The 25,593-nt window shown below is 65.6% G+C and carries 21 protein-coding genes and 1 tRNA gene; 13 read left to right on the top strand and 9 right to left on the bottom strand.

All coding sequences use genetic code 11. The features are described from left to right. Nucleotides 1-3: 3 nt before the first annotated feature. A complete protein-coding gene (locus CH271_RS06915; RefSeq protein WP_094633087.1) occupies nucleotides 4-1,548 on the top strand; it encodes a carboxylesterase/lipase family protein in 1,545 nt (514 codons plus the stop codon). On the opposite strand, the gene CH271_RS06910 is transcribed toward CH271_RS06915, so the two are convergent. Then, the gene (locus tag CH271_RS06910; protein ID WP_094633086.1) at nucleotides 1,541-2,407 is read right to left on the bottom strand and encodes a DNA-formamidopyrimidine glycosylase family protein; all 867 of its coding nucleotides are present in this window, start codon (nucleotides 2,405-2,407) and stop codon (nucleotides 1,541-1,543) included. The genes CH271_RS06915 and CH271_RS06910 overlap by 8 nt on opposite strands. A gap of 29 nt (nucleotides 2,408-2,436) precedes the next feature. On the opposite strand from CH271_RS06910, the gene CH271_RS06905 reads away from it, so the two are divergent. The 3 genes from CH271_RS06905 to CH271_RS06895 are packed head-to-tail and all read left to right on the top strand — an operon-like array spanning nucleotide 2,437 to nucleotide 4,124. After that, a complete protein-coding gene (locus CH271_RS06905) occupies nucleotides 2,437-3,237 on the top strand; it encodes a thymidylate synthase (protein ID WP_094633212.1) in 801 nt (266 codons plus the stop codon). After that, entirely contained in the window at nucleotides 3,234-3,743 is a 510-nt protein-coding gene (locus CH271_RS06900; protein WP_094633085.1) for a dihydrofolate reductase, read from the top strand. The genes CH271_RS06905 and CH271_RS06900 overlap by 4 nt, the downstream gene beginning before the upstream one ends. A 54-nt stretch (nucleotides 3,744-3,797) precedes the next feature. After that, nucleotides 3,798-4,124: a cupin domain-containing protein gene (locus CH271_RS06895; RefSeq protein ID WP_068050089.1), complete on the top strand. Its 327-nt coding sequence runs from the start codon at nucleotides 3,798-3,800 to the stop codon at nucleotides 4,122-4,124. Here CH271_RS06895 and CH271_RS06890 read toward each other — a convergent pair. Both CH271_RS06890 and CH271_RS06885 read right to left on the bottom strand, forming a co-directional pair. Continuing rightward, complete coding sequence (locus CH271_RS06890) at nucleotides 4,117-4,977, bottom strand: universal stress protein (RefSeq protein ID WP_094633084.1); 861 nt, start codon at nucleotides 4,975-4,977, stop codon at nucleotides 4,117-4,119. The genes CH271_RS06895 and CH271_RS06890 overlap by 8 nt on opposite strands. A gap of 155 nt (nucleotides 4,978-5,132) precedes the next feature. Next, nucleotides 5,133-6,038, bottom strand: coding sequence for an acyl-ACP desaturase (locus CH271_RS06885; RefSeq protein WP_094633083.1), 906 nt, complete (start codon nucleotides 6,036-6,038; stop codon nucleotides 5,133-5,135). Nucleotides 6,039-6,373: 335 nt separating this feature from the next. Here CH271_RS06885 and CH271_RS06880 point away from each other — a divergent pair, with 335 nt between their 5' ends. The 9 genes from CH271_RS06880 (at nucleotide 6,374) to CH271_RS06840 (ending at nucleotide 17,718) form a co-directional block, all read left to right on the top strand. Beyond that, a complete protein-coding gene (locus CH271_RS06880) occupies nucleotides 6,374-7,606 on the top strand; it encodes a PucR family transcriptional regulator (protein WP_094633082.1) in 1,233 nt (410 codons plus the stop codon). Nucleotides 7,607-7,681: 75 nt separating this feature from the next. Continuing rightward, nucleotides 7,682-8,392, top strand: a complete 711-nt coding sequence (locus tag CH271_RS06875) for an ABC transporter ATP-binding protein (RefSeq protein WP_170945723.1) — start codon at nucleotides 7,682-7,684, stop codon at nucleotides 8,390-8,392. A 50-nt stretch (nucleotides 8,393-8,442) separates the two neighbouring features. Further along, on the top strand, nucleotides 8,443-10,860 hold the full coding sequence (locus CH271_RS06870) for an ABC transporter permease (protein ID WP_143546012.1): 2,418 nt from the start codon (nucleotides 8,443-8,445) through the stop codon (nucleotides 10,858-10,860). 158 nt (nucleotides 10,861-11,018) lie between these two features. Continuing rightward, nucleotides 11,019-11,645, top strand: coding sequence for an isochorismatase family protein (locus tag CH271_RS06865; protein ID WP_179274595.1), 627 nt, complete (start codon nucleotides 11,019-11,021; stop codon nucleotides 11,643-11,645). Between the two features lie 115 nt (nucleotides 11,646-11,760). Next, nucleotides 11,761-11,836: transfer RNA gene (locus CH271_RS06860), tRNA-Arg, on the top strand. Between the two features lie 102 nt (nucleotides 11,837-11,938). Further along, complete coding sequence (locus tag CH271_RS06855) at nucleotides 11,939-13,282, top strand: HNH endonuclease (protein WP_256986295.1); 1,344 nt, start codon at nucleotides 11,939-11,941, stop codon at nucleotides 13,280-13,282. 244 nt (nucleotides 13,283-13,526) lie between these two features. Next, entirely contained in the window at nucleotides 13,527-14,930 is a 1,404-nt protein-coding gene (locus tag CH271_RS06850; RefSeq protein WP_094633078.1) for a DEAD/DEAH box helicase, read from the top strand. A 23-nt stretch (nucleotides 14,931-14,953) separates the two neighbouring features. Continuing rightward, on the top strand, nucleotides 14,954-16,984 hold the full coding sequence (locus CH271_RS06845) for a DUF2232 domain-containing protein (RefSeq protein WP_218828498.1): 2,031 nt from the start codon (nucleotides 14,954-14,956) through the stop codon (nucleotides 16,982-16,984). Next, nucleotides 16,981-17,718 carry an energy-coupling factor transporter transmembrane component T family protein gene (locus CH271_RS06840; RefSeq protein WP_094633077.1) on the top strand — a complete coding sequence of 246 codons (738 nt, stop codon included), beginning with the start codon at nucleotides 16,981-16,983 and terminating at the stop codon, nucleotides 17,716-17,718. Before CH271_RS06845 ends, CH271_RS06840 begins: the two co-directional genes overlap by 4 nt. A gap of 1 nt (nucleotide 17,719) precedes the next feature. Here CH271_RS06840 and CH271_RS06835 read toward each other — a convergent pair whose 3' ends face one another. From CH271_RS06835 to CH271_RS06810, 6 genes are all read right to left on the bottom strand, one after another. Next, nucleotides 17,720-19,372 (bottom strand): VWA domain-containing protein, encoded by a 1,653-nt coding sequence (locus CH271_RS06835; protein ID WP_094633076.1) that lies wholly within the window; start codon nucleotides 19,370-19,372, stop codon nucleotides 17,720-17,722. Between the two features lie 97 nt (nucleotides 19,373-19,469). After that, nucleotides 19,470-21,101 (bottom strand): VWA domain-containing protein, encoded by a 1,632-nt coding sequence (locus CH271_RS06830; protein ID WP_037191824.1) that lies wholly within the window; start codon nucleotides 21,099-21,101, stop codon nucleotides 19,470-19,472. A gap of 20 nt (nucleotides 21,102-21,121) precedes the next feature. After that, nucleotides 21,122-21,553: a type II toxin-antitoxin system Rv0910 family toxin gene (locus tag CH271_RS06825; RefSeq protein WP_094633075.1), complete on the bottom strand. Its 432-nt coding sequence runs from the start codon at nucleotides 21,551-21,553 to the stop codon at nucleotides 21,122-21,124. Nucleotides 21,554-21,634: 81 nt separating this feature from the next. Beyond that, nucleotides 21,635-23,266, bottom strand: coding sequence for a solute symporter family protein (locus tag CH271_RS06820; protein ID WP_094633074.1), 1,632 nt, complete (start codon nucleotides 23,264-23,266; stop codon nucleotides 21,635-21,637). Then, nucleotides 23,263-23,562, bottom strand: coding sequence for a DUF485 domain-containing protein (locus CH271_RS06815; protein ID WP_037192167.1), 300 nt, complete (start codon nucleotides 23,560-23,562; stop codon nucleotides 23,263-23,265). Before CH271_RS06815 ends, CH271_RS06820 begins: the two co-directional genes overlap by 4 nt. A gap of 229 nt (nucleotides 23,563-23,791) precedes the next feature. Further along, entirely contained in the window at nucleotides 23,792-25,534 is a 1,743-nt protein-coding gene (locus CH271_RS06810) for a sodium/solute symporter (protein WP_037191818.1), read from the bottom strand. Nucleotides 25,535-25,593: the final 59 nt, after the last annotated feature.

Raw genomic sequence — 25,593 nt, 5'->3', positions numbered from 1 at the left:
GACATGGCTGTGACGACACGCGTGACCACCACCGACGGCATCATCGAGGGCAAGCCGGTGGGCGACCTCACCACCTGGCGCGGCATCCCCTATGCCGCCCCACCCGTCGGCCCGCTTCGGTTCCGCGCGCCGCAACCGACGCAGCCGTGGACGGGCGTGCGCGACGCCACCGAGTGGGGCAACGCCTCGATTCAGCACAAGCGCGGGACGATGCTCGCGGTCGGCAAGTACCAGCCGTCGAGCGAGGATTGCCTGACGCTCAACGTGCTGGCCCCGAGCGCACCGAGCGCGAGCCCGCGTCCGGTCATGGTGTTCATCCACGGCGGTGCCTACACGCTCGGCACGTCGGCCACCCCGCTGTACGGCGGCGGTTCTCTGGTGCGACGCTCGCTGAAGGACGGCGACGGCATCATCTACGTGTCGGTCAACTACCGACTCGGCGCACTGGGCTACCTCGACATGTCGCAGTTCTCCACTCCCGAGCGGCCGTTCGACTCCAATCTCGGCCTGCGCGATCAGGTTGCGGCGCTCGAGTGGGTGCAGCGCAACATCGCGAACTTCGGCGGCGATCCGAACAACGTGACCATCTTCGGGGAGTCGGCCGGCGGAAACGCCGTCACCACACTGCTGACGGTCCCCGCTGCGAAAGGGTTGTTCGCCCAAGCCATTTCCGAGAGCTCGGCTCCCGGCATGACGGCCACCAAGGAACGCGCCGATCAATGGGCGCGCGAGTACGTCGGCTATCTCGGCGGCACGGTCGACAACGCTGCCGAGACGCTGGAGAACGCCGAGGTGCTGCGGCTCGGGCGGGCAGGCACCAAACTCGGCCTCACCACCCTGCACCGCACTCCGGGTCTGCTTCCGTTCGGCCCGGTGATCGACGGCGACTTCCTCCCGGTCAGCCCGGTCGAGGCCTACGCGAACGGAACCGCGCACCGCGTCCCACTGATCATCGGCACCAATGCCCGTGAGGGAACTCTGTTTCCGAAGTTCCTCGACGCGCTGCCCACCAACCCCGAGCGCATCACCAAGCTGTTCTCACTGACCGATCCCGACGCCGAAGCCGTGGTCACTTCGGGCTACCGGGGCTACCCCAACGAGCGGGCAGCCATCGACTTCGGTGGAGACTTCACCTTCTGGAAGCCGTCTCTCGAAGTGGCCGAGGGGCATTCGCGTCACGCACCGACGTACTTCTACCGGTTCGACTTCGCCCCCAGGTCGATGAAGCTGCTCGGTTTCGACGCCACCCACGGCTTCGAGTTGTTCGCGGTGTTCGGCATCAGCAAGACCTTGTTCGGCAAGGCGCTGACGTTGGCGGGCGGGCGCAAGGCCTTCGCCGACGTCACAGAGGCCGTGCAGTCTCAGTGGATTACGTTCGCCACCAACGGAAAGCCGCTCGACTCGTGGCCGGCGTACGACGAATCCGACCGCAAGACATTGATATTCGACACCCGCACGCGGGTACAGAAGGATCCACGGAGCGACCGTCGCAAGGCGTGGGAAGGCTACCGGGGCTACGACAGCCAGAAGCTCGAACCCGTCACTTGAGCAGGCGGGACATGCGACGGTCGGCGAGAATCTTGCCGGCCGTCTGGCACGTCGCGCAGTACTGAAACGAGCGATCTACGTAGGCGACCTCGCGTACCGGATCGCCGCACACCGGGCAGGGAAGTCCGGTTCTGGCGTGCACCCGCATCCCCGATCGCTTCTCCCCCTTCAGACGCGCCGCATCCTGCCCGGCGGAGCGGGCCACCGCGTCGGACAGGACAGAGCGCATCGCCGCATAGAGCGCCCCGACGGACTCCGCATCGAGCTTGCTCGACGATGCGAACGGCGACAGCTTGGCGACGTGCAGGATTTCGTCCGAATACGCATTGCCGATGCCGGCCAGCAGGGACTGATCCACCAACGAGGTCTTCAGTCGTGCGGTGGTGCTGCCGAGGATCTCGGCGAATTCGAGCTCGGTGACCGCCAGCGCGTCGGGTCCGAGCCGCGCGATACTCGCGACCTGCTGTGGGTCGCGCACCACCCACACCGCCAATCGCTTCTTGGTACCGGCTTCGGTGAGATCGATGGCGGGCGTCGCCCCCTCGGGGGTGAAGAAGTGGATCCGCAGCGCCAGGGGGCCTTTGCCCGGCTTCGGCGGTGCAACGCTGGGGTTGTCCACCCACCGCAGCCATCCTCCGCGAGAGAGATGGGTGATCAGCCAGAGGTCACCGGCTCGGAGGGCCAGATGTTTCCCGAAGCGGGCGGCATCGGTGACGTCCTTGCCCTGCAGCTCGGTGATCGGCGGATCGAACGTCTTGAGAACGCTCAGCGCGGCGATGTCGATGCGACCGATCACGGCACCGACGGCATGCTCGCGCAGAAAGCCGGCAAGGGCTTCCACCTCGGGTAATTCCGGCATGTGTCCAGTATGCAGCTACGATGACCGTCGTGATGGTTCCGACTCCGTACGAAGATCTGCTGCGCCGCATCCTCGATACCGGTACGGCGAAATCCGACCGCACGGGAACCGGCACCACCAGCGTGTTCGGGCATCAGATGCGCTTCGACCTTGCAGCGGGCTTTCCGCTGATCACCACCAAGAAGGTCCACCTGAAGTCGATCGTCTACGAACTGTTGTGGTTCTTGCGCGGAGACTCGAACGCCACGTGGCTGCAGGAACGCGGCGTGAGCATCTGGGACGAGTGGGCAGCGCCGGACGGTGAACTCGGCCCCGTCTACGGCGTGCAGTGGCGGTCGTGGCCCACCCCGTCGGGCGAGCACATCGACCAGATCAGCCAGGTCATCGAGACCCTGAAGACCGATCCGGATTCGCGGCGAATGATCGTCTCGGCCTGGAACGTCGGCGAGATCCCGCGGATGGCGCTCCCGCCCTGCCACGCGTTCTTCCAGTTCTACGTGGCCGACGGCAAGCTTTCCTGCCAGCTCTACCAGCGCAGTGCAGACATGTTTCTCGGTGTGCCGTTCAACATCGCCAGCTACGCACTGCTCACGCACATGGTGGCGGCGCAGACCGGCCTCGAGGTCGGCGAGTTCGTGTGGACCGGCGGCGATTGCCACATCTACGACAACCACCGCGATCAGGTCACCGAGCAGCTCTCACGCGAGCCGTATCCGTACCCCACTCTGAAACTGGCGCAACGCAATTCGATCTTCGACTACACCTACGAGGACATCGAGATAGTGGACTACCGGCATCACCCGGCGATCAAGGCCCCGGTAGCGGTGTGAGTGCACCGCACTTCGTCGGTCTGATCTGGGCCCAGACCACCGCGGGCGTCATCGGGGACGCGGGATCCATCCCCTGGCATGTCCCCGAGGACATGGCTCACTTCAAATCGAAGACGGCCGAGCATCCGGTGATCATGGGCCGTAAGACCTGGGACTCACTGCCCGCGAAGTTCCGTCCACTGCCCGGCCGGCGCAACATCGTGGTCACCCGCAACTCCTCGTGGACCGCCGACGGTGCCGAGAACGCATCGAGTGTCGCCGACGCCGTGGCCCTGGTAGGCGAGAGCCCGGTCTGGGTCATGGGCGGCGGCGAAATCTATCGCAGTGCAATGGATATCGCGACCCACCTGGAGGTGACCGAGGTCGATCTCGACGTCGAGGGCGACACGAGGGCTCCCGAGATTCCGGCCGGCTGGGTTGCGACGGCGGGCGAGTGGCAGAACAGCCGGGTCGACGGGACCCGATTCCGCTTCGTGGAGTACGGAAAGCCTACCCAACCTTCTTGAGCGCGTTCAGGATTCCCCCGTCGCGACTGCGAGCGGTGCGTCATACTGACGATCATGGACAAGAAGTCACTCACCGCCCTTGCCCGCCAACAGCTCAAACTTGCAGTCGGCGCGTCGAGTGGCCGCAGTTCGCAGACGGTGTACGGCGGTCACCAGCGCCACCTGCGGCAGACGGTCGTGGCTCTGGCCGCAGGCAACAAGCTGGCCGAACACGACCTCTCCGGCGAGTCGACCGTCCTGGTACTCAGTGGCAAGCTCGAACTGATCTCCGGTGAGCGCTCCTGGAAGGGCTCGACCGGCGACCTTCTCGTCATCCCCGACGCCCGCCACAGCGTCGAGGCCCTCGAAGACGTGAGCTTCCTGCTGACCGTCGCTATGTGAGCGCTTTCCGCACCACCAGCACGGGGCAGTCCGCGGTGTTGACGAGCGCGAAACTCGTGGAGCCCAACAGCATTCCACCGAATCCGCCGCGCCCCCGGTTGCCCACCACGATCAACGCTCCGGTTTCGGACAATCCACTCAGAATCCGCACCGGACGGTCCTGAGCGACGACGCGCTGTACCTCGACGTCGGGGAACCTCTCCTGCCAGCCGGCGAGGCTCTCTGCCAGCAGGGCCTCCTCACCGTCGGCGATGGCCTGCCAGTCCTTGGGCGCACGGCCGAACGACTGGGTCAGATCGACATCGGACCACACGTGCACCGCGATCAACACGGCGTCCCGGGCCGATGCTTCGACGAACGCCCACTCGACCGCAGCCTGGTTGACGTCGGAGCCGTCGATACCGACGACGACCGGCCCCTCGGCAACCGGGCGACCGTCGATGTCACGGCCTCGCACCACCGCGACCGGAGAGACGCTGTGCGCAGCCAACGAGAGTGTGACAGCGCCGGTTTCGCTGGCCCCGATCACCAGGAGCTCGGCCTGTGCCGAGACGCCGATGAGAACGTCCATCACACCGCCCTCGACGGCGCTCGAGGTCACCTCGAAAGTGGGATCGTCGACGACCAGAGCCGCCAGAGTTTCTGCCGCCACCAGTCTGGACTTGGCCGTGGCCACGAATTCGGTTGCTTCTCCGGCGAATTCGCTCAGGTCGACCACTCCTGGCATGTCGACGGCCGTGACGATGTGCAATCGCCGATCGCGTCTGCGCGCACAGAGAGCCGCCCAGATCACCGCCTTGTCCGCTGCCGCGGAACCGTCGATACCGACGATGATCGGTCGAGAGCCTGTCACGTTTCGGGCCTCCGGTCGTTGCCCCGCGCACGAGGTCTTCGAGCGTCTGACGAATAGGACTTCAGGCTAGTCGATGGACCCCCGCCGAAGCGCCTCTTCGATTCGGATCGAACCGAAGAGGCGCCGGTCCCACGGACCCCCCGGGGTATATGGCGTCAGCTGGCGCGCAATGCGTTTGCGTACTCCTGGCTTCGCGTGCGGCCGAGCTCGGTAGCGGCGTTCTGGGCGTCGAGATGATCGAGATAGTCGGCCAGCTGATCGCGGCTGCGTGCTCCGACGCCGAGATCCGTGCGCTCGAAGATGCGCCACTGCGCCAACAAGGGACGCAGGACTTCGTCGAGATGGCGGGGTAGATCGTAGATTCCGTCACGCGAGATGAGCATCGCGCTCCGCGCGAACCCCGGCAGGTTGCTGCCCGGGAGCTGGAAGTTCATGACGACCTCGGTGATCGCCGTGACGGTCAGCGACGGTGCAACGTCGAGCGCCGCGGAGACCAGGTCGGAGAAGAAGCGGACGTGCAGGTCCTGATCGGCGACGATGCGTCCGAGCAGGCGGTCGGCCACCGGATCGTGGCACTGAGTGGCGGTGTTGCGATGACAGATACTCGAGACCGACTCGTCCAGGGCGACCTGAGCCAGCGATCGGAGCAGGTGCGCGCCGTTCATCAGGGCGTCGAAACCCACCGTCATGCACTGCGCTCGGGCTCGACCGAGGGCGATCGGATCGACGCTGCGGGTGGCCACCAGGTAGTCGGTGACGGCCACTGCGTGCCGGGTCCGTTCGTCGCTCCACTCCGTGAGCCACGACGGCCAGACCCCGACCTCGGAGGCAGCGGTATCTCGCCGGTACAGCGGAATGTTCTGTTCGACCAACAGAGTGGTCACCAGTGCCGCTTTGGCGGCCTCGGTCAAGGTCGAGGGCCGCGAACCCCAGTACATCTCGGCCCGAACGAAGTCGGCCGGTTCCCACTGCACGGCTTCGGCGCGATGGCGAGCGAGATTCACCTCGATGGTCGGCAACAGTTCTCGCAGAACCGCGAACTGCCCGATGTCACTGCGCATACCCGCCCCTTCGCCGCCCGCCTACCCACTCCGAACGACATCAACGTAGGGCCGCCGAACCCGTGTCGTGGACCCCTTGACGATTGTTTAGGGCAAGTCGCAAGCGGCCGGGGCGCGCGCTCGAGATAGGTCACAACGAGTTTTTCCGAAATGGTGGATAACGCGTTGATAACAACCTATGATCGACCCTGTTAGAGGCCAGGAAACAAACTTGAAGTACGAAAACGCCGCGGTTTCGTCGGGGATTACATACATTGAGCCGTGGAAGCGCATCGATACGCGCCGGTAAGTTTGCTCTCTGATGACCTGAAGAATTCAACACGAAGGGTTGATCTGTGACCGTTCACAACTCGACTAGCCTCGGAATCATGGTCGCGGGTCAGCCTGCGTCGGCTCCTCTTCGCGACTTCCGCGCAGTCGCTCGGCTCCTCGTGGGGCACTTCGCCGCCAACACCCCCTGCGGGTCGTTGCCGGGCGAACAGCTCCACGGCGACGTCACCGAATTCACCGTCAAGTGCATCAGTATCGCCGTGCAGATGCTCGACGAACGGCGTGCTCCGGCGGAGTCCGACCTGGCCGAACTCCGCGTCAAGGCCAGCCAGTGGGCCCGCGAGGGTGTGCCCCTCGAGTCCGTGCTCAGCGTCTACCACGAGGGCATCCAGATCGGCTGGAATCTGGTGTCCAAGAGGGCAGGCGAGGGTGATGCCGCTCAACTGATCGAGGCCGCCCGGATGTTCGTGCTGCTGTCGGAGAAGGTGTCCATCGCCGCCAGCAAGAGCTACGTCGAGGAGCTCCAGGCGGTCGCCAGCGAGCACCACACGGCAGCACACACCCTGGTGACCTCGCTGCTCAGCGGACACAACGCGGTCTCGATGGCCCGTCAGTCCGGCATCGAACTCGCCGACAGTTACCTCGTGCTCGCCATCTCGGTGCCGCCGCACCCCGACGAGAACGACCCCAACATCCAGAAGACCGTCGCCGCCCGCAGAAAGCTGCGCCGCGTCCAGGCCGAGCTGGCCACGATCTGCGGTCGCACTCCCCTCTCTCTGCTCAGCACCGAGGGTGGCACCGTACTCATTCCCGGCACACACGACGACGAGTGGGTCGAGGCGCTGGTGCATCGCATCGGCACGGCCGCCGAGGTTCCCGTCACCGTCACGGCCGAGCAGGCCGCTACCGCGGACATCCCCACCGCGGCCGATCAGGTACACGAACTACTGTCCTTGGCGCACCAGCTGCACCGCCCGTCCGGCCTGTACCGCATGGACGACCTGGTGCTCGAGTACCAGCTCACCCGTCCCGGCCCCGGCCGTCGCCACCTGACCCAGATCCTCGAGCCACTCGACTCGTCACCAGAGCTGCTCGAGACCCTCGAGATCCACATCTCGCACGATCTGAACCGTCAGCGGTCCGCTCGCCAGCTCCATCTGCACACCAACACCGTCGATTACCGACTCAAGCGGATCGCCCAACTGACCGGGTTCGACCCGACCCGTCCCTCGGGGATCCGACACCTGCAGGCCGCCCTGGTGGCCCGACGGCTCGAATCCTCGCGCGGCGCAGCGTGATCTGAGAACTCCGACCGGTTTCTCGACCCGACGGCAGGTAGCGTCGGAAGTATTCGAGGAGCAGGGGATCGTTGCATGACGAAGTTGAAGCTCGTGCTGGCCGGTGTGGTCAAGGAGTACCCCACCGGCGAGCAACCGGTACGCGCGTTGGACGGTATCGATCTCACGATCGAGGGTGGCCAGTTCGTTTCGCTCGTCGCGCCGTCCGGTGCGGGTAAGTCGACGCTGCTGCACATGCTCGGCGCACTCGACACGCCGACGTCGGGTTCCATTCGGTTCGACGACGTCGAGGTCACCACCCTCGACGACAACGCCCAATCCGATTTTCGACGCCACCAGGTGGGGTTCGTCTTCCAGTTCTTCAACCTGCTGCCGACGATGTCCGCGTGGGAGAACGTCGCGGTGCCCAAGCTGCTCGACGGCACCCCCATCAAGAAGGCCAAGTCCGACGCGATGCGTCTGCTCGACATGGTCGGACTCTCGAACCGATCCGAGCACCGTCCGGCACAGTTGTCCGGCGGTCAGATCCAGCGCATCGCGATCGCCCGCGCGTTGATGATGGATCCGGCGCTGCTGATCGCCGACGAACCGACCGGCAATCTCGACTCGAAGACCTCCCACAACGTCCTCGAGATCCTCGCCGACGTGGCGCACGCCAGCGACGGGCGTCGAGCAGTGGTGATGGCGACCCACGACCTCGAGGCGGCACGGTCGACCGATCGCATCGTCAGCATGATCGACGGTCGCGTCGAGACCGACACCCCGACCGCGGGCCTCGATCGGTGATAGGCACCGCGCTCAGCAGATTTCGAGTCATCAGCCTTCGCGACCTCCGCATGCACTGGGTGCGTTCGTTGGTCTCGGCCGGCGTCGTCGCCGTCGCGGCCGGGTTGCTCATCGCCGTCCTCGGCACGTACGGATCCTTGACCGGATCCGTCGAGCGTCTCGCCGTGTCGATCGCCGGTAACGCGAACTACGAGATCGTCGGTGTGACCGACTCGGGCTTCGATCAGAGCGAACTCGACGCCGTCCGTGCTGTTCCCGGCGTCGAGACAGCGGTTCCATTGCTGCGCAGCACCGTTCGGTCAGACGTCGGGGACCTGACGATCCTCGGTGTCGACTCATCCATCACGGCACTGCAATCCGATCTGGAAGGCGCAGTCGGCAACGCGGCAGGGTTGCTCACCGATCCGGCCGGTGTATTGGTCGGAGCCGCAACGGGTCTGACACAGGGCGACACCGTCACCATCGACGATGTTCCGACGGCGGTGGTCGGCGTGGTCGACGGCCCGGGAACGCAGCGCATCGGTGGGGGCATGTTCGCCGTCGCGCTCATCCCGACGGCTCAGATGCTCACCGACCGCGCAGGTCAGCTCGATTCGATCTTCGTCCTCGGCAGCGGCGACACTCTGCGCGCCGACCTGGACACCGCATTGGCGGGCCGGGTGTCGGTGATGAATCCGGACTTCCGGGCCGACCGCGCGAACCAGGCCATGAGCCTGACTCGCAATGCGACACTGATGGTCTCGCTCATCGCGTTCGTCGTCGCGGCGTTCCTCGTCTTCAACGTCATGAACATGGCCATCGCGAAGCGTCGACCCACCATCTCGTTGCTCCGAGCAGTCGGTGGCCGCCGCGGCGATATCGTCCGAGACCTTCTGTTCGAGTCCGTTCTGGTCGGTCTCGTGGGCGGTGCCGTCGGAGTTCCGCTGGGAATCGCGATGGGCCGCATCGCGATCGAAAGTCTGCCGCCGTTCCTCTCGCAGGCGTTCGATGCGCGGATCGAATACGTGCTGCCCGGCTTCGCGATTCCGGTGGCGATCGTCGCATGCGTGCTGGCCTGCGTCGGGGCCTCGGCAGTCGCCGCCGTGCAGGTGTATCGCATCTCGCCGATCGAAGCACTCGCCGTCGGCGGCGGGGAAACCTCGGGTGGCCCAGGTCTGCGATTCACCCTGGCTGCGACCGTGTTCGGCGTGCTCGCCGTGGCCGGATCCTTTCTGTTCGCCGTCAACGTCGACGGGCAGTTGACCCTCGGGGCCGGTGCACTGTTCATGTTCGGCGTCGTCGCACTGTGTGTCGGCGCGACCGGACCGATCGTGTCGATCACCGCAGCGGTCCCCCGCCGCTGGGGTGGAGCGGGGCGCCTCGCGACCGCCACCATCGAACGCGCCCCTCGCCGCATCTGGGCAACCGTGATGACGATCGTGATCGCGGTAGGAGTCAGTGTGGGAGTGTCGGGTTCGCTGACCAACATGACCGACTCGGCAGCCGAATCGTTGTCGTCGTTGGCCGATACCGACCTGTACGTGTCGATGACCTCGCCCGACGCCATACCGTCGGGCCCGATCGTTCCCGCCGAGGTGGAAGACGCCGTCGCCGCGACTCCCAGTGTGTCTCGCGTCGTCGAGGGGCAGTGGGCATACGCGACGATCGACGGCGAGACGGTATCCATCCAGGGCGTCGCCGACGGTAGCAATGCGGTCACGCTCGCGTCGCTCAGCGACGACGTGCGTTCCCAGGTGCTCGCCGGTGACGGGGTGGTGCTGTCGCAGGGGTTCGGCAGAACGTTGGGTGTCACGGTGGGCGACTACATCGACCTCCCGACGCCGACCGGCGTGCAGAACGTGAGAGTGCTGGATCTGGTCGACTACATCAACGCCGCCGGCGGCACGATGGCGATCTCGTTGGATTCGATGCAGCGTTGGTACGACCGGCCCGGAGCCACCTACCTGGAGATCGGCGTCGACGGAGACGTTGCGGCCGTGGAGGATTCACTGCGCGCTACGCTGCCCCCCGAGGCCTTCGTCTACACCGGCGCTGCAGCTCTCGAGGGCACGAGCGCGGCCATCCGACAGTCCGGTGCACTGGCCATCGCGTTGCAGTGGATCGTTGCGCTCGTCGCTGCCGTTGCGTTGCTCAACACGTTGACGCTGTCGGTACTCGAGCGTCGCCGCGAACTCGGCGTACTGCGCGCCATGGGCGGCGGACGGGGAACTCTGGCGCGAATGGTGCTCGCCGAGGCATTGTCGGTCGGCATCGTCGGTGGTGTGCTCGGCCTGATCATCGGCGCCGGTCTGCAATACCTGAGCACACTGATCCTCGGAGCCAGCATCGGAATTCCGGTCGCCTACACCGCGAGCTGGTCGGTGCTGCTGTACGGACTCGTCGCTCTCGGCCTGTCGCTGCTGGGTTCGGCTCCACCTGCTGTGCATGCCTCTCGACTGAACATCGTCGACGCCATCGCGGCGGATTAGGTGGTGCGGGGCCTCGGGATTCGTCGGGGCCTCGGGATCCGGCTAGGGATCCGCAAAGGCGCGCGCGTTCGTCAGGTGCGTGCGGAATAGACAGCCCGTGGCCGGCTAATCTGCGCGCGTTTGGCAGATGCGCGCGCGTTTGTACGAGGATGACCGATGTGGCCACATTCAGCGTCGAAGTCGAGGAGTACAACGTCGAAAGTCTGCGCGACTGCGCGGGTGGTCCCGAATGGGAACTGCGGCCGGAGCGTGCCGCCGTGCTGGTCCACGATATGCAGCCGTATTACCTGAACGTGCTGCACCACTCGGTGCGTTCGCGGGTTGCTGCGGAGGTGTCGACGGTGGTCTCGAGCGCCCGGGCAGTGGGGATGCCCATCTTGGCGAGTGGTCCGCGGGCAGCGAGTGCCATCGCGCAGCGTGGACTGCTGGGACCGATGTGGGGCTTGGGTCCGTCCGCCGAGGAGGTTGCGATTTCCGAGCCGGACTTCGTTCCGATCGCGAAACGCAGCTACAGCGCCTTCTATGCCACCGATCTGGAGGTCGAACTGCGCCGACGCGGCCGTGACCAGCTCATTATCGTGGGAGTGTTCGCCTCGGCGGGAATTCTCGCGACGACGTTCGACGCTTTCGCCCGCGACATCCAGTGCTTCGTCGGAATCGAATCGACTGCCGACTACACCGCTCAGCAGCACCGCACCGCCCTGAACCTGATCACGTCACTGACCGGCGCGGTGACCAGCAGCGGCAACCTGCTTCACGATCGACACGGTGGGCCGCTAGACTAGCGAGCGCGATGTGGGCCAGCTGTGCACCGTGGCAGCGAACCCATCCGCAACCGATTGTTCGATGGATCGAAAGTCGTTGCTGGACAATGGCTTCGGATCAGCAGAACGATCACCAGCCTTCGTAGCTCAGGGGATAGAGCAACCCTCTCCTAAAGGGTAGGTCGCAGGTTCGAATCCTGCCGAGGGCACCACGAGTCGACTCCGTGCTCCACGCTCACCCAATTGCCGCACTATTGCGCTGCCAAGAAATCACCGTACTATCGAACATGCATTCGAGTACTGGGGAGGAACTCGTGGTCACAGCTGTACAAGATTCACCACTCACGTCCGATGAAGTGTTGCGTTTCGTCGCGCGTCTTCAGGCGTCCGATGTCCATGTCGACGCAGCAGCCGGCATCGATTTGATCTCCGCTCTCGAGACCGTCAAGTGCGCCAGCGTGGCAACCCAAGCCGTGGTGACCGACGCCGTCGCAACCGCCATCAGCAACGAACGCAAAGAGCGCGGAAAGCCGAAAGCACAGTGGCGCAATGGCATTGCGTCGCAAATCGGTCTGGCTCGGCGCGAATCACCGAACCGTGGGGGCACGCACCTCGGTCTCGCTCGCGCGCTCGTGCACGAAATGCCGCACACTCTCGCGCGCCTGAAAGCCGGGGAACTCAACGAGTGGCGCGCCATGATCCTCGCTCGCGAAACTGCATGTCTCACTGTCGAGGACCGCCGCACCATCGACGAACGACTCTGCGCAGACCCCGCCACACTGGCCGGTGCCGGCGACCGCACCATCGAAGGCCGCGCCCGCGCACTCGCCAACGAACTCGACGCCGCCTCCCAGGTGAAACGACGCGCCAAGGCTTACGCAGCCAGGCGCACCAGCACCCGTCCAGCACCCGAATCGATGGGCTTCTTCACGGTCCTCACCTCGATGGAGAAGATGGTCTGCATGTGGGCGACACTGCGACGAGACGCCGACACCATCATCAACTCCGGCGGTGACGTACGCACCCGCGACCAGATCATGGCCGACCTCGTATTCGAGCGCATCACCGGCGCATCCGCAGCACAGGGCCCACCGGTGACCGTCGACATCGTGATCGCGGACTCCACCCTCCTCGCCGGCGGTGACACGTCCGCACACATGCACGGCTACGGCGACATTCCGTCCGACGTCGCCCGGCAACTCATCCGAGACACACTCGACAGTGAGACGCACGTCGCATTGCGACGCCTCTACGCACACCCGACGTCCGGTGCGTTGACGGCGGTCGAGTCCACATCACGCGCATTCCCGACCGCGCTGGGACGCCTCATCGATCTCCGCGACCGCACCTGCCGAACCCCGTGGTGCGACGCACCGATACGTCACCACGATCACATCAGACCCCACTCCGCGGGCGGCAGAACGAGTGCCGAGAACGGTGCAGGTCTTTGTGCCGCATGCAATTACGCGAAAGAGGGCGACGGCTGGACGGCCGAGGCGAGACGTGACAAACGGGGCGCTCGACACCGATACACACTCATCTCACCCACCGGGCACACCTATGACTCGAGTGCGCCGCCGATGCCGGTGGTGGAGCTGTACAACTCGCGGATCGAGAACGTGATCATCACCGGTCTCTTCGACGACGATGCCGCGTGACAGGTCGCCGCGGGAAGAGACCGAGCACCAACTCGGTTACACTCGGTAACGACGCGCGTAGCTGCACGTCAGACGTCGTGGAATGCTTTTACTTCCGCCCGGCTCCGGCCGCGCAGTCCATGTGCACCCTGCACAGGCTTCTCTTACGGCGATCGAAACTGCCCACCGGCAGTCTCGCCACCTTGCATCTCGGCCCGAAGGCCCGCAGGTGCAACACCCTGCCCGAAAGGCACTTTTCATCACTATGACGACCCCACAGACTTTTTCTGCACTCGGCGTACCCCAGGCCATCGCGGATGTACTCGCGAGCCAGGGCAAGACCGAGGCATTCCCCATCCAGGCCGACACCCTCCCCGACACACTGCAGGGACGCGACGTGCTCGGACGCGGAAAGACCGGCAGCGGTAAGACACTCGCATTCGCCATCCCGATGGTCGCTCGCCTCGCAGGCCAGCTTCCCGGCAACCGCAAGCCCGGCCGCCCGCGCGGCCTGATCCTCGCGCCGACGCGTGAGCTCGCCACCCAGATCGCCGTCGCGATCGAGCCGCTTGCTTCCGCATACTCGCTGAAGGTCACCACCATCTTCGGCGGTGTCTCACAGGTCCGCCAGGTCTCCGCGCTCAAGGGTGGAGTCGACATCGTCGTCGCCTGCCCCGGTCGCCTCGAAGACCTGATGAAGCAGCGCCACCTCACCCTCGACGGCGTTCAGATCACCGTCCTCGACGAGGCAGACCACATGGCCGACCTCGGGTTCCTGCCCGTCGTCACCCGCATCCTCGCCGCCACTCCGGACAAGGGCCAGCGCATGCTGTTCTCCGCGACCCTGGACAACGGCGTCGACAAGCTGGTCAAGCGCTTCCTGCACAACCAGATCACGCACTCCGTCGACGAGGCCACCTCACACGTCGAGGCCATGACACACAGCGTCTTCGAGGTCGACGGCGTCGAAGCCAAGAAGAAGCTCGTCCACCAGCTCGCATCGGGCACCGGACGACGCATCCTGTTCATGCGCACCAAGCACCAGGCCCGCAAGCTCGCCAAGCAGCTCACCGACGCCGGAATCCCGTCCGTCGACCTGCACGGCAACCTCTCGCAGGCCGCGCGTGACCGCAACCTCGCCGCGTTCTCCTCCGGCCAGGCCCGTGTTCTCGTCGCCACCGACGTCGCAGCCCGCGGCGTCCACGTCGACGACGTCCAGCTCGTCGTCCACGTCGACCCGCCGGCCGAGCACAAGGCGTACCTGCACCGTTCCGGCCGCACCGCACGCGCGGGAAGCGCCGGAGACGTCGTGACCGTCGTGCTGCCCGAGCAGCGCAAGGACACCGCAGTTCTGCTGCGCAAGGCCGACATCAAGGTCACCCCGGTCCGCGTCACCGCCGACTCGCCCGCAGTGGCGAACCTCGTCGGCGAGCAGGCTCGCTACGTCCAGCCCGCGCCGAAGGCCGAGCCGGAAGTTCGGGCCGCGAACCCTCGTAACAGCAACAACGCGCGACGCGGCGGCCCGGCCCGTTCCGGCGGACAGCCGCGTAGCGGTGGCGGTCAGCCGCGCAGTGGAGGACAGCCCCGCAGTGGCGGTCAGCCGCGCAGCGGTGGCGGCGGCCACAGCCGTCGTGCAGCAGGGCCTGCCACGAGCCAGCGCAGCCGCTGATCTCAGGCTGGCACACTGGAGCGGTGACCGTCAGCTCTTCCCACACGCCGAAGTCAGGGCCCCTCGGTCCGCAGGAAATGGCGACCGCTGCCGTCATGAGCAGCTTCACCGTTGCCCTGACGGTGATCGGCGTGCTGGTACCGATGGCGGCGATCCTTCAGGTCGTCGCGGCGATTCCCATGTCGGTGGTCGCGCTCCGGTATCGGACTCGCGCACTGGTCACCTCCGCGGTCGCGGGCACCCTCGTCGGATTCGTCGCCGCCGGAACCCAGACGGCCATCACCGTGGCCAGCGCCGCCCTACTGGGCGGCCTGGTCGGGCGGGCGAAGCGCAAGAAGCAAGGACTGTTCGGCGTTCTCGTCACCTCGATGGTCGTCGGGCCGGCACTCGGGGCGTTGACCGTGCTGATGCTGCTCATCCTCGTTCCGTTGCGCGAGCTGTTCCTCGAAACGCTCCGCAACACGATGGAGGGCATTTCTCGATTGCTCGAGCGAACGTCGGCGCTGCAAGGTGCCGCGGATGTGCTCCGCAGCAGTAGCACCGCCGTGCTCGACAACTGGTGGTGGTGGGTCGGAGGATCGATCGCCTTCGGCATCGTCACCGGAACGCTGTTCGCGTGGCTCATCCTCACCGCGATCCTCGACCGTCTCTCCACCATCCCCACCCCCGAGCCTCTGGTCTCGAACACCGACGACGAAATCGGGCCGCTACCGGTCACGCTCACCGCCGTCGGATTCCGATACCCGGAAAGCACGACGTCCGCGCTGACCGGCGTCGACCTCCGCATCGACATCGGTGAGTTCGTGGCGATCGTCGGCCACAACGGTTCCGGTAAATCGACACTGACGCGGATCCTCGCCGGCCTCGAACCGTCGGAGGGCACAGTGGACAGGCCCGGCTCGACCGGCCTCGGACGATACGGCGGCACCGCGGTGGTGCTGCAGCGTCCCGAAAGCCAGATCCTCGGCACCCGCGTCGCCGACGACGTGGTGTGGGGACTGCCGCCCGGCGATTCACGCCCCGACGTCGAAGCCCTGCTCGACGAGGTCGGACTCGGCGGCATGGGAGCGCGCGACACTGCCTCCCTGTCCGGCGGCGAGATGCAGCGGCTCGCTGTCGCCGCAGCACTTGCTCGCCGTCCTGCACTTCTCATCGCCGACGAGGCAACCGCGATGATCGACGCCTCAGGGCGCGAACATCTGGTCTCGCTCCTCGCCGAACTGCCCCGCAGGCACCGGATGTCGGTCGTGCTCGTCACGCACCATGTCTCGGAAACCGTCGCCGCAGATCGCGTCGTGCATCTGCACGAGGGTTATCAGGTGCAGCACGACTCCACGTGGATGCAGGCTCGAACGGAGAATTCCGCTGCACTGCACGACAATTCGAGTGAACGCCTCCTCGAACTGAGCGGCGTCGAGCACACGTACAACCGGCGCACACCGTGGGCGCAGGTAGCACTGAACGGCATCGACATCACTGTCAAACGCGGTGAGGGTGTACTCGTTCTCGGTGGAAACGGTTCGGGCAAATCCACTCTCGCCTGGATCATGGCCGGCCTCACCGGCCCGACCAAGGGCACCGCCCAGCTCGGCGGCAAGGCGATGACTGCACGGGTGGGCGACGTCGGGCTAGCGTTTCAGCACTCGCGCCTGCAGCTGCAGCGGCGCACCGTCTCCGAGGACATCGCTGCCGCTGCCGGTCCCGAAACAGGCTCTGCCACAGTATCGGCCGCGATGGACGCCGTCGGCCTGGACAGGTCGTTGGCCGCTCGCGACATCGATTCGCTCAGCGGTGGTCAGATGCGACGCGTGGTGCTCGCCGGGCTGATCGCGCGTCGGCCTCGCATGCTGGTTCTCGACGAACCACTGGCCGGGCTCGACCCGCCCGGCCGCGACGACATCATCGGCGTTCTCGCCGGACTGCGCGATCGCGGCGTCGCCATCGTCGTCATTTCCCACGACGTGGATGGCATGGACACCGTCTGCAGCCGCACCATCACGATGGCCGACGGCCACATCGTCTCCGATTCGATCCTGGGGAGCGTGCACTCGTGACCACCGTCGTACTGCGTCAGGTCCCGCGATTCTCACCGATCCATCGCCTGTGGGCCGGCACCAAACTCGTCGTCGTACTACTGCTGAGCATCACTCTTGTCGTCGCACCGACGTGGCCTGCCCTCGGAATCGTGTTCGCACTGTTGGTCATCGCCGCGATGATCGCGCACGTCCCGATCACCGCAATTCCGCGTCCACCGTGGTGGATCTGGGCATTGTTCGGCGTCGGAGCTCTCATCAATCTGCCGATCGGCGGCGCGGCAGTGCTGGTGTATCTACGCGCGACGCTGTTCATCTTCGTCCTGCTCGGCGCATCGATGATGATCGGCTGGACCACATCGATGAGCGACATCGCACCTGCGGTCTCCAAACTGGGCACACCGCTGAAGAAGCTGAAATTGCCGGTCGACGAGTGGGCGATCGCCGTGGCCCTGAGCCTGCGTTCGCTTCCGCTGCTCATCGAGGAGATGCGCACCCTCAATGCTGCCCGACGCCTGCGCCCCAAACCGGTCGTCAACAGCGCGTCGGACAATTCCCTGGTCGACATCGTCACGACGGTGATGTCGGTTGCCATCCGACGGGCCGACGAGATGGGTGGGGCCATCACGGCCCGCGGGGGCACCGGAATGATCACTGCAACCGACGCGCGTTTCAAGGCCTCCGACGCGGTGACGCTGACCGTGGTGACGCTCGCGTGCACTGCGGCCATCGCGATCAGCTTCCTGTGGAGCTGAGCTACTCGCCCGCGAGACGTTCGGTGCGCGAGTTCAAGGCCTTGACGAACACGTCCGGGATGTCTCGCGGATCCTCGGCGACATAGCTCGTTCCACCGGTGACTGCCGAAATCTGCTGCAGTGCAACCGGATCTGCATCACTGGTGACGCCGACCGTGATGATCACGATGGGTCGCACCGGATCCTGTTCCTTCTGCAGCGACGCCAGAAGCTGGTCGAGGGAGATACTGCCCTCGTCTTCGTTGGCTCCGTCGGTCAGGATGATGACGCTGTTGACGTAATCGGGGTCGTAGCCCTCCTTCACCCGCCGGAACGCAGCCAACGTGGTGTCGTAAAGCCCTGTTCCGCCTCCGACGAGAGCAGGAAGGCCTCGGATCGAATCGAGAATCGCCTGGCGCTGCGGCTTGCCGTCGACCCTGTTGCTCACCGGGCCGAGCGGTACCAGTTCTCGATAGTCCTGTTTTCCACCACCGAGTCCGATGGAGAATGCCCACAGACCCATCTGGGTCTGGTCGCTGAACAGATCGTTGGCACCGACAGACGCGTCCACGGTCAGCGCGATACGCGTGGAGTCGCCCGATCTCGCGGCCATCGAACCCGACACGTCCTCGACGACGAGGGTCCGCAGCGGTAGCGCGAGCACCGCCCAATCCCGCAGCGTCGTCTCGATCGACAACGGGTTCTTGATCTCGAGCGACGCCACGGACCCGACGCCTCGGCCGTCGGGAAGTGGTGTGCCACTCGATGTTCGGAAGCCTGCTGCGACCATGGTGTCGGCGGCCGACGCGGTGGCGAGAACCGAGGCCAGTGCCGCTCCGGCCTGCTTGACGCGGTCGTATTCGGGGCCGACAGGCGCGGTCACGGCCAGCGGGTAGTTGAGGAAATAGCTGCCGGTCGGCGGAACCGACTCGGTCAGTCCCGATCCCGGGTTGTCGGCCTCGTACGCAAGCAATGCCTGTTCGGTGGCCACGCTGGTGCTACCCTCGGCAGCCGCCAGGGCCACCAGATCCGGAGTGTCGTGTGGAGTGTTCGCTATCCGTCCGAAGTCCTGCGCCATCGGGACCAGGGCAGCGGACACGGCCTTGGCGTCGGAGATGGCCACCTCGGATTCGGCCAGCGCACCGAGGATCGCGGCATTCGAGGCGCTACTGGTCAAGGGGTCACCGATGCGTTGACCGGGAAGCTGGAGCACGCTGAGCCAGGTATCGGTCACCGGCACTGCGTCGGACTTCGATACCAGCACCGGCAACGTGTTCGCGACGGACGTCTTGGCCAGCTCGGGCAGGGCACCGGTCGAGCGAAGCGTCTTGAGCAGCCACAGCGTCGAATCCGGAATCCACAGGTCCGGGCGATTTTCGGTTCCCGCGATCTCGGTGGCGGTGTCGGCTGGACGTTCGGGGCGAACCTCGAAGTTCACGCAGCCGCGGTCGAACTCGCCGGCCTGCGCCAGAATCTGTTGAACCGGTTCGGCGATGGAGGTGTCCACCGCGAGCGACACCGTGTCGAGGGAATCGCAGGAATCCGCACCGGACGCGCGCACTGCCTGCACTCCGAACCATCCACCGACCACGACGATGACCGCAGTCAGAGCAAGAACCGCCCAGGTCCACACGCGGCCGAACCTGGAACTACTACCGCTGTGACGTCCCGACATCGATGCAACCCCCTGCTCGGCCCCCCGTTGCACTCACCGGGCGAGTGCAACAGCACGCGCGCTCAGAAGTGACACGACGCACAGCATAGTAGCCCCCTCACCGACCGGAGCGACTTCTGAGTGCATTGACGAACACATTCGGGATCTCCGCCGGATTTCGTGCGACGAAGCTCGTACCGCCTGTGGCAGCCGATATCTGTTGCAGCACACCGGCATCTGCATCATCGGTGATGCCGATGGTCACGATGACGACCGGCTTGGACGGGTCCTGCTCGGCTCGCAGAGTGGACAGCAGCTCGTCGAGCGAGATGCTGGCAGGGTCCTCGTTGGTGCCGTCGGTGAGGATGATGACGCTGTTGACGGCATCGGGGTCGTAGCCCTGCTGCACGGTGCGGAACGCCGCCAGCGTGGTGTCGTAGAGACCGGTACCACCTCCGACCAGGGTCGGAAGCGTCCGAGTCTGCTGCAACAGCACCTCACGCTGCGTGGTGTTGCCGACTTGCTCGTCCATTCGCCGGATCGGTGCGAGCTCACGGTAGTCCTGCGATTCGCCGCCGAGTCCGATCGAGAACGCCCACAACCCCATCGACGCGTTGTCGGGGAACAGCCGATTTCCGGTCTCACTGGCCTGCACCGTCATGGCGATGCGTGTGTTCGCCCCGGCGCTGTAGTTCATCGACCCGGAGACGTCCTCCATCACCAACGCGCGAGAGGGCAGAGCCAAGACCTGGTACTGACGCAACGTCGACTCGGCGGCCTGCTGGTCGGCCACGGTCAGTGATGTCACGTCACCGATCCCACGACCGGCATCGAGGGGTGCGTTGTCCGCCGATCTGAAGCCGGCGTCGGACAGCGCCTGCTGCCCCAGCTCGGATTCGATGGCCGTGGCCAGTGCCGTCCCGACGGACTTCGCGGCCTCGTGTCGATCGCCTGCGGGTTCGGTCACCGCCAGCGGAAAGTTCAGGAAGATGGTGCCCGTCGGCGGCACCGTCGCGCCCAGTTCGACGCTGTTGTCCTGCTGGTAGGCCAGGAAAGCCTGCTCGGAGACCACCGCGACGCCTCCGTCGGCGACCAGATCGTCGAGCCGTACCGTCGGATCGGCCTCACCACGAGTGGCGGCCTGAGCCTGAGCGATGGGGACGAGCGCCGTCCCGACCGAGTCGAGGGCGGTCTCGTCCGATCCGGCCTCGGCCACCGCGCCCAGGATGGCCGCGTCGGACGTGGTGTTGGCCAACGGGTTACCGATACGCAGACCTTCGAGCTTCAGGGCAGTGAGCCAGGTGTCGAAGAACGGCACCTCGTCCTTGCGTGCCGCGAGCACGGCCGGGGTGGCGGCCACCGACTGACTCGCGAGGTCGATCAGAGTCGCGGTCGACCGTACGGTCTTGCCGACCCACAGCGATGAATCCGGAATCCAGAGTGAGGGGACATCGTCGCCCTTGGCAACAGCCGCCGAGACCTGACCGGACTCGGTCGCCGTGACCTCGATCTCGGCGCAACCGAGACTTTCCGCTGATGTGTCGTCGACGATCTTCTGCAGCACAGGTGCGATCGCCGGGTCCGCGGCCAGAGAGTACGACGCGGGGTCGCCGCATTCCGACCCGAAGGCCTTCTGCGCGACGACCACGCCGCCGCCGACCACGAGCAGGACGGAAACGGCCACGACACCGTACTTGGCGAGTCCTCTGCTGCTCGTCGCGGACGACGGCGCACTGTGCCTACCGGGCATGCATCTCCACTCCTACACAGTCAGGCGTAGATCTTGACGAACGTCTTCAACGAGTTCTCGATGTCGCCTTTGAGCGCGCGGGCGACGCCGGAACCGATCGGACCGAACAGCGGCGCACCGCCGAGGTTGATGTCGATGGTGATCTCGGAACCGTCACCTTTGGATTTCACGGACATGTTCAGGCCGATCTTGACGCCGCCCTTGCCGTTGCCCTTCAGCTCGAGCTTCTTGGGCGGATCGTAGGACTCGATCTTCCAGGACACCCGGTTGCGCATGCCCTTCACGCTGGCGATGGAGTCGAGGGTGGTGCCGACGGCCAGCTGCTCGGGCAGCTCACCGCGCCACGCTTCGTGGATGGAGAGCCACCGCTCGTATCCGGACAGATCGGACGCGTGCGCCCACGTCTGCTCGGGGGTCAGCGGGACGTCGAGGGAAACCTTCAGCTTGGCCACAGCAGGGATGGTAACCGCTGAAACGAAAATGCCCGCGTGAGGCCTTGCTCACACGGGCATTTTCGATGGTGCTGCGATCGATCAGTGGGCGCTGGCCTTCTCCGCACCGATACCGGTGAGGGAGCGAACCTCCATCTCGGCCTGCTTGTCGGTGCTCTCGGTGTCCTTCGAGATCAGAGTTCCGACGATGCCGAGGATGAATGCGAGCGGAATCGACACGATGCCCGGGTTGGAGAGCGGGAACCACGCGAAGTCCGAGCCGGGGATCATCGACGTCGGCGATCCGGAGACGGCCGGGGAGAAGATGATCAGCACGATCGTCGAGATCAGGCCGCCGTACATGCTGAACAGTGCGCCGGTGGTGGTGAAGCGACGCCAGAACAGCGAGTACAGGATGGTCGGCAGGTTCGCGGCCGCAGCGACGGCGAACGCGAGTGCCACCAGGAAGGCGATGTTCTGCCCGTTGGCGAGGATGCCGAGGCCGATGGCCAGCAGGCCGATGACGACGGCGGTGATGCGCGAGACCTTGACCTGCTTCTTGTCGTCGACCTTGCCCTTCTTGATGACGCTCGCATAGATGTCGTGAGCGAACGACGCCGACGCGGTGATCGTCAATCCGGCGACCACGGCCAGGATGGTCGCGAAGGCGACCGCCGAGATGACACCGAGCAGAATGACGCCGCCGAGCTCGAAGGCCAACAGCGGGGCCGCGGAGTTCTGACCGCCGGCCGAGGCCAGGATGCGGTCGGGTCCGACGATCGCTGCGGCACCGTAGCCGAGCACCAGGGTGAACAGGTAGAACGCACCGATGAGCGCGATGGCCCACACGACGCTGCGACGAGCTTCCTTGGCGGTGGGCACCGTGTAGAAGCGCATCAGCACGTGCGGCAGACCCGCGGTGCCGAGCACGAGTGCGATACCGAGCGAGAGGAAGTTGATCTTCGAGGTGACACTGCCGCCGTACTGAGCGCCTGGCTCGATGACGTCACGTGCCGCCACGGCCTCGTTGGCCGATCCGGCCACCATGGCCTGTGCGCTGCCGAGCAGCTCGGAGAAGTTCAGGCCGAACTTCGCGAGAACCAGAACGGTCATGAACGCCGCACCTGCGATCAGCAGAACAGCCTTGATGATCTGCACCCAGGTGGTGCCCTTCATGCCGCCGATGAGCACGTACGCGATCATCAGCACACCGACGATGGCGATGACGATGGACTGCCCGGTGCGGTCGGAGATGTCGAGCAGCAGTGCGACGAGTCCGCCTGCACCTGCCATCTGTGCGAGCAGGTAGAACAGTGACACCGTCAGCGTGGACAGAGCAGCTGCGGTACGAACCGGTCCTTGCTTGAGCCGGAAGCTCAGCACGTCCGCCATCGTGAATTTGCCGGTGTTCCTGAGCAATTCGGCGACGAGGAGCAGTGCAACGAGCCAGGCGACGAGGAAGCCGATGGAGTACAGGAAGCCGTCGTAACCGTAGACGGCGATGGCACCGGCGATGCCGAGAAAGCTTGCGGCCGAGAGGTAGTCACCGGCGATGGCGACGCCGTTCTGCGGTCCGGAGAATCCGCCGCCTGCGGTGAAGAACTCCGCAGAGGTCGCATTCTTCTTCGATGCGCGGATGACGACGGCCATCGTGATGATGACGAACGCGCCGAAGATCGCGATGTTGACGAGTGGTTCGCCGACGGTGGTGCTTGCTGCTTGCGCGAGATTCATCGCTTGGCTCCCTGGGAGGCTTCCATCTCGGCCCGCAAGGCTGCGGCGCGAGGATCGAGTTCACGGTTGGCGAACTTCACGTAGATGCCGGTGATGGCGAACGTGGTGACGAACTGGCCGAGGCCGAGCAGCAGGCCGATGTTGATGTTGCCCCACACCTTGGTCGACATGAAGTCGACCGCGTAGGTACTCAGCAGCACGTACAGGACGTACCAGACCAGGAAGAACCCGGCCATCGGGAACACGAAGCTACGCAGGCGTCGTCGGAGTTCCTGGAACTCGGGACTGGCCTGCATGTCGACGAACGCTTGCGCGTCCGGTGGCGAATTGGTTTCCGATGCGGTCACCTTGGACTCCTGAAGTAGATGTGAGCTGTAGCTGACTCGGAACAGTAATGAGAGTCAGGTCACAAAATCAGGAGGTGGTGTCGATCACACGATGGGCTGCGGGAGTGTGCGACGAGCGGTCGAGAATGGCAGTTGAGCGGCTCTGCGGGAGTGGAGCCTGCGGAATGACCCAGTGGTCTCAGAGCTCGCGCTCTCGGTCTTTGCCCATGTCGAGGCCTTCCGGCAGGTGCAGTCGCGCGAAGATGCGGGAGATGTCCGACGGGATCGTTCTTCGGGTGGCGAGGCTGACGGCGATCATCGAGGCGAAGGCGACGGGGACGCTGACGGCGGCGGGATAGCCGAGGATCGCTGCCGCCCAGCCGCCGAGGACGCCGTCGGAGATGGGGGTGACGACGGAGATCGACGCGGCGACGAGTGAGATGCCGCCACCGAGGAGCAGTCCGGTCGCGGCTCCGGCTGCGGTGAGGCCGCGCCACCAGATGCCCAGTACCAGCAGCGGGCACAGGGTGGATGCGGCGACGGCGAACACGAGCCCGACGGTGCGCGAAAGATCGAGTGAGACAACGCCGATCGACAGTGCCAGCGGCACGGCACCGGCCAGAACGGCAGCGACGCGGAAATCTCGGACCTTGCCCGAGAGGACGTCGGTACTGAGCACACCGGCGATGCTGACCAGCAGGCCCGACGACGTGGACAGGAAGGCGGCGATGGCACCGGCGGCCACGAGTGCGGCGAGCAGTTGGCCCGGTATTCCGGACAGCACCGAGCCGGGCAGCAGCAGCACCGCTGCGTCGGATGCCCCGGTGATCAGCAGTTGTGGCACGTACAGCCGGGCGAACACTCCGAGCACCGTCGGGAACAGATAGAACATGCCGAGCAGCGCGAGGACGGTGAGCGAGGTCAGTCGCGCCGCTCGGCCGTCGGGGTTGGTGTAGAAGCGCACCAGCACGTGCGGCAGGCCGAGGGTTCCGAGGAACGTGGCCAGAATCAGCGAGTACACCTGATACAGCGGGTGCGCTCCGCCCAGTCCCCCGCCGGGCATAGCCCACGCCCGGTCGGTGGTCGGCGCTCCCGCGACGACGGGGACGGGCGATCCGGCGTCGAGTGTCAGCAACGTACCCGAGCCCAGCCGGTGTTCACCTGCGTCCAGCAGGACTCGCCCGTCGACGCTCTCGTCGTCGAGAGTCCCCGTCACGGCGACGACGATCGGCGAATCCACCTGTACGAGAACATCGATGGTGATGTCGACGGCGGTCTGTTCGGTCACCGTGGGTGGGGCCGGACTGCCGACGTCGCGGTCGTCGGAATAGAAATGCACGGCCAGCACCAGTGCCGGGATCGCGATAGCGGTGAGCTTGAGCCAGTACTGGAACGCCTGGACGAAGGTGATGGAGCGCATGCCACCGCCGACGACGTTCGCAATGACGATCAGCCCCACCGCCAGGGCACCGACCCAGCCGGGCACTCCGAGCAGAATGTTCAGGGTCAGGCCTGCGCCCTGGAACTGCGGCACCAGGTACAGCGCGCAGATGACCACGACCACCAGCATCGCCACGGTCCGCAACCACGGTGCGCCGAGCCGGAATTCGACGAAATCGGGCACCGTGTACGCGCCGCTCCTGCGCAGCGGTGCCGCGACGAACAACAGCAGACCCAGGTAGCCGGCGGTGAAGCCGACCGGGTACCACAGCGCATCGGCTCCGTACTTCGCGATCAGACCCGCGACCCCGAGAAACGATGCAGCGGAGAGGTATTCACCACTGATGGCGGCAGCGTTCCAGCGTGGTCCGACGGTACGCGAGGCCACCAGGAAGTCGGAGGTGGTGCGAGCCAGCCGAACTCCGTAGATACCGATGCCCACCGTGGCCACGGCGGCCACCAGCAGCGCGATCACCGTCGCGATCGGAATGGATTGGTTCACTGGACGGCGATTCCCTGATCGTGGATCCCAGCACCGAAACTCATGTGGTGATCGGTTTC

Source organism: Rhodococcus sp. 05-340-2, assembly GCF_002258915.1.
Lineage (GTDB): Bacteria > Actinomycetota > Actinomycetes > Mycobacteriales > Mycobacteriaceae > Rhodococcoides.
This window is presented reverse-complemented; position numbering and strand designations above follow the sequence as displayed.

Bases quoted from the DNA above. Each gene is read 5' to 3' on its own strand.
- CH271_RS06830 (WP_037191824.1), bottom strand. From the start codon at position 21,101: ATGCCCGGTAGGCACAGTGCGCCGTCGTCCGCGACGAGCAGCAGAGGA.
- CH271_RS06870 (WP_143546012.1), top strand. From the start codon at position 8,443: ATGCACTGGGTGCGTTCGTTGGTCTCGGCCGGCGTCGTCGCCGTCGCG.
- CH271_RS06915 (WP_094633087.1), top strand. From the start codon at position 4: ATGGCTGTGACGACACGCGTGACCACCACCGACGGCATCATCGAGGGC.
- CH271_RS06815 (WP_037192167.1), bottom strand. From the start codon at position 23,562: ATGCAGGCCAGTCCCGAGTTCCAGGAACTCCGACGACGCCTGCGTAGC.
- CH271_RS06850 (WP_094633078.1), top strand. From the start codon at position 13,527: ATGACGACCCCACAGACTTTTTCTGCACTCGGCGTACCCCAGGCCATC.
- CH271_RS06910 (WP_094633086.1), bottom strand. From the start codon at position 2,407: ATGCCGGAATTACCCGAGGTGGAAGCCCTTGCCGGCTTTCTGCGCGAG.
- CH271_RS06820 (WP_094633074.1), bottom strand. From the start codon at position 23,266: ATGAATCTCGCGCAAGCAGCAAGCACCACCGTCGGCGAACCACTCGTC.
- CH271_RS06835 (WP_094633076.1), bottom strand. From the start codon at position 19,372: ATGTCGGGACGTCACAGCGGTAGTAGTTCCAGGTTCGGCCGCGTGTGG.
- CH271_RS06885 (WP_094633083.1), bottom strand. From the start codon at position 6,038: ATGCGCAGTGACATCGGGCAGTTCGCGGTTCTGCGAGAACTGTTGCCG.
- CH271_RS06875 (WP_170945723.1), top strand. From the start codon at position 7,682: ATGACGAAGTTGAAGCTCGTGCTGGCCGGTGTGGTCAAGGAGTACCCC.
- CH271_RS06895 (WP_068050089.1), top strand. From the start codon at position 3,798: ATGGACAAGAAGTCACTCACCGCCCTTGCCCGCCAACAGCTCAAACTT.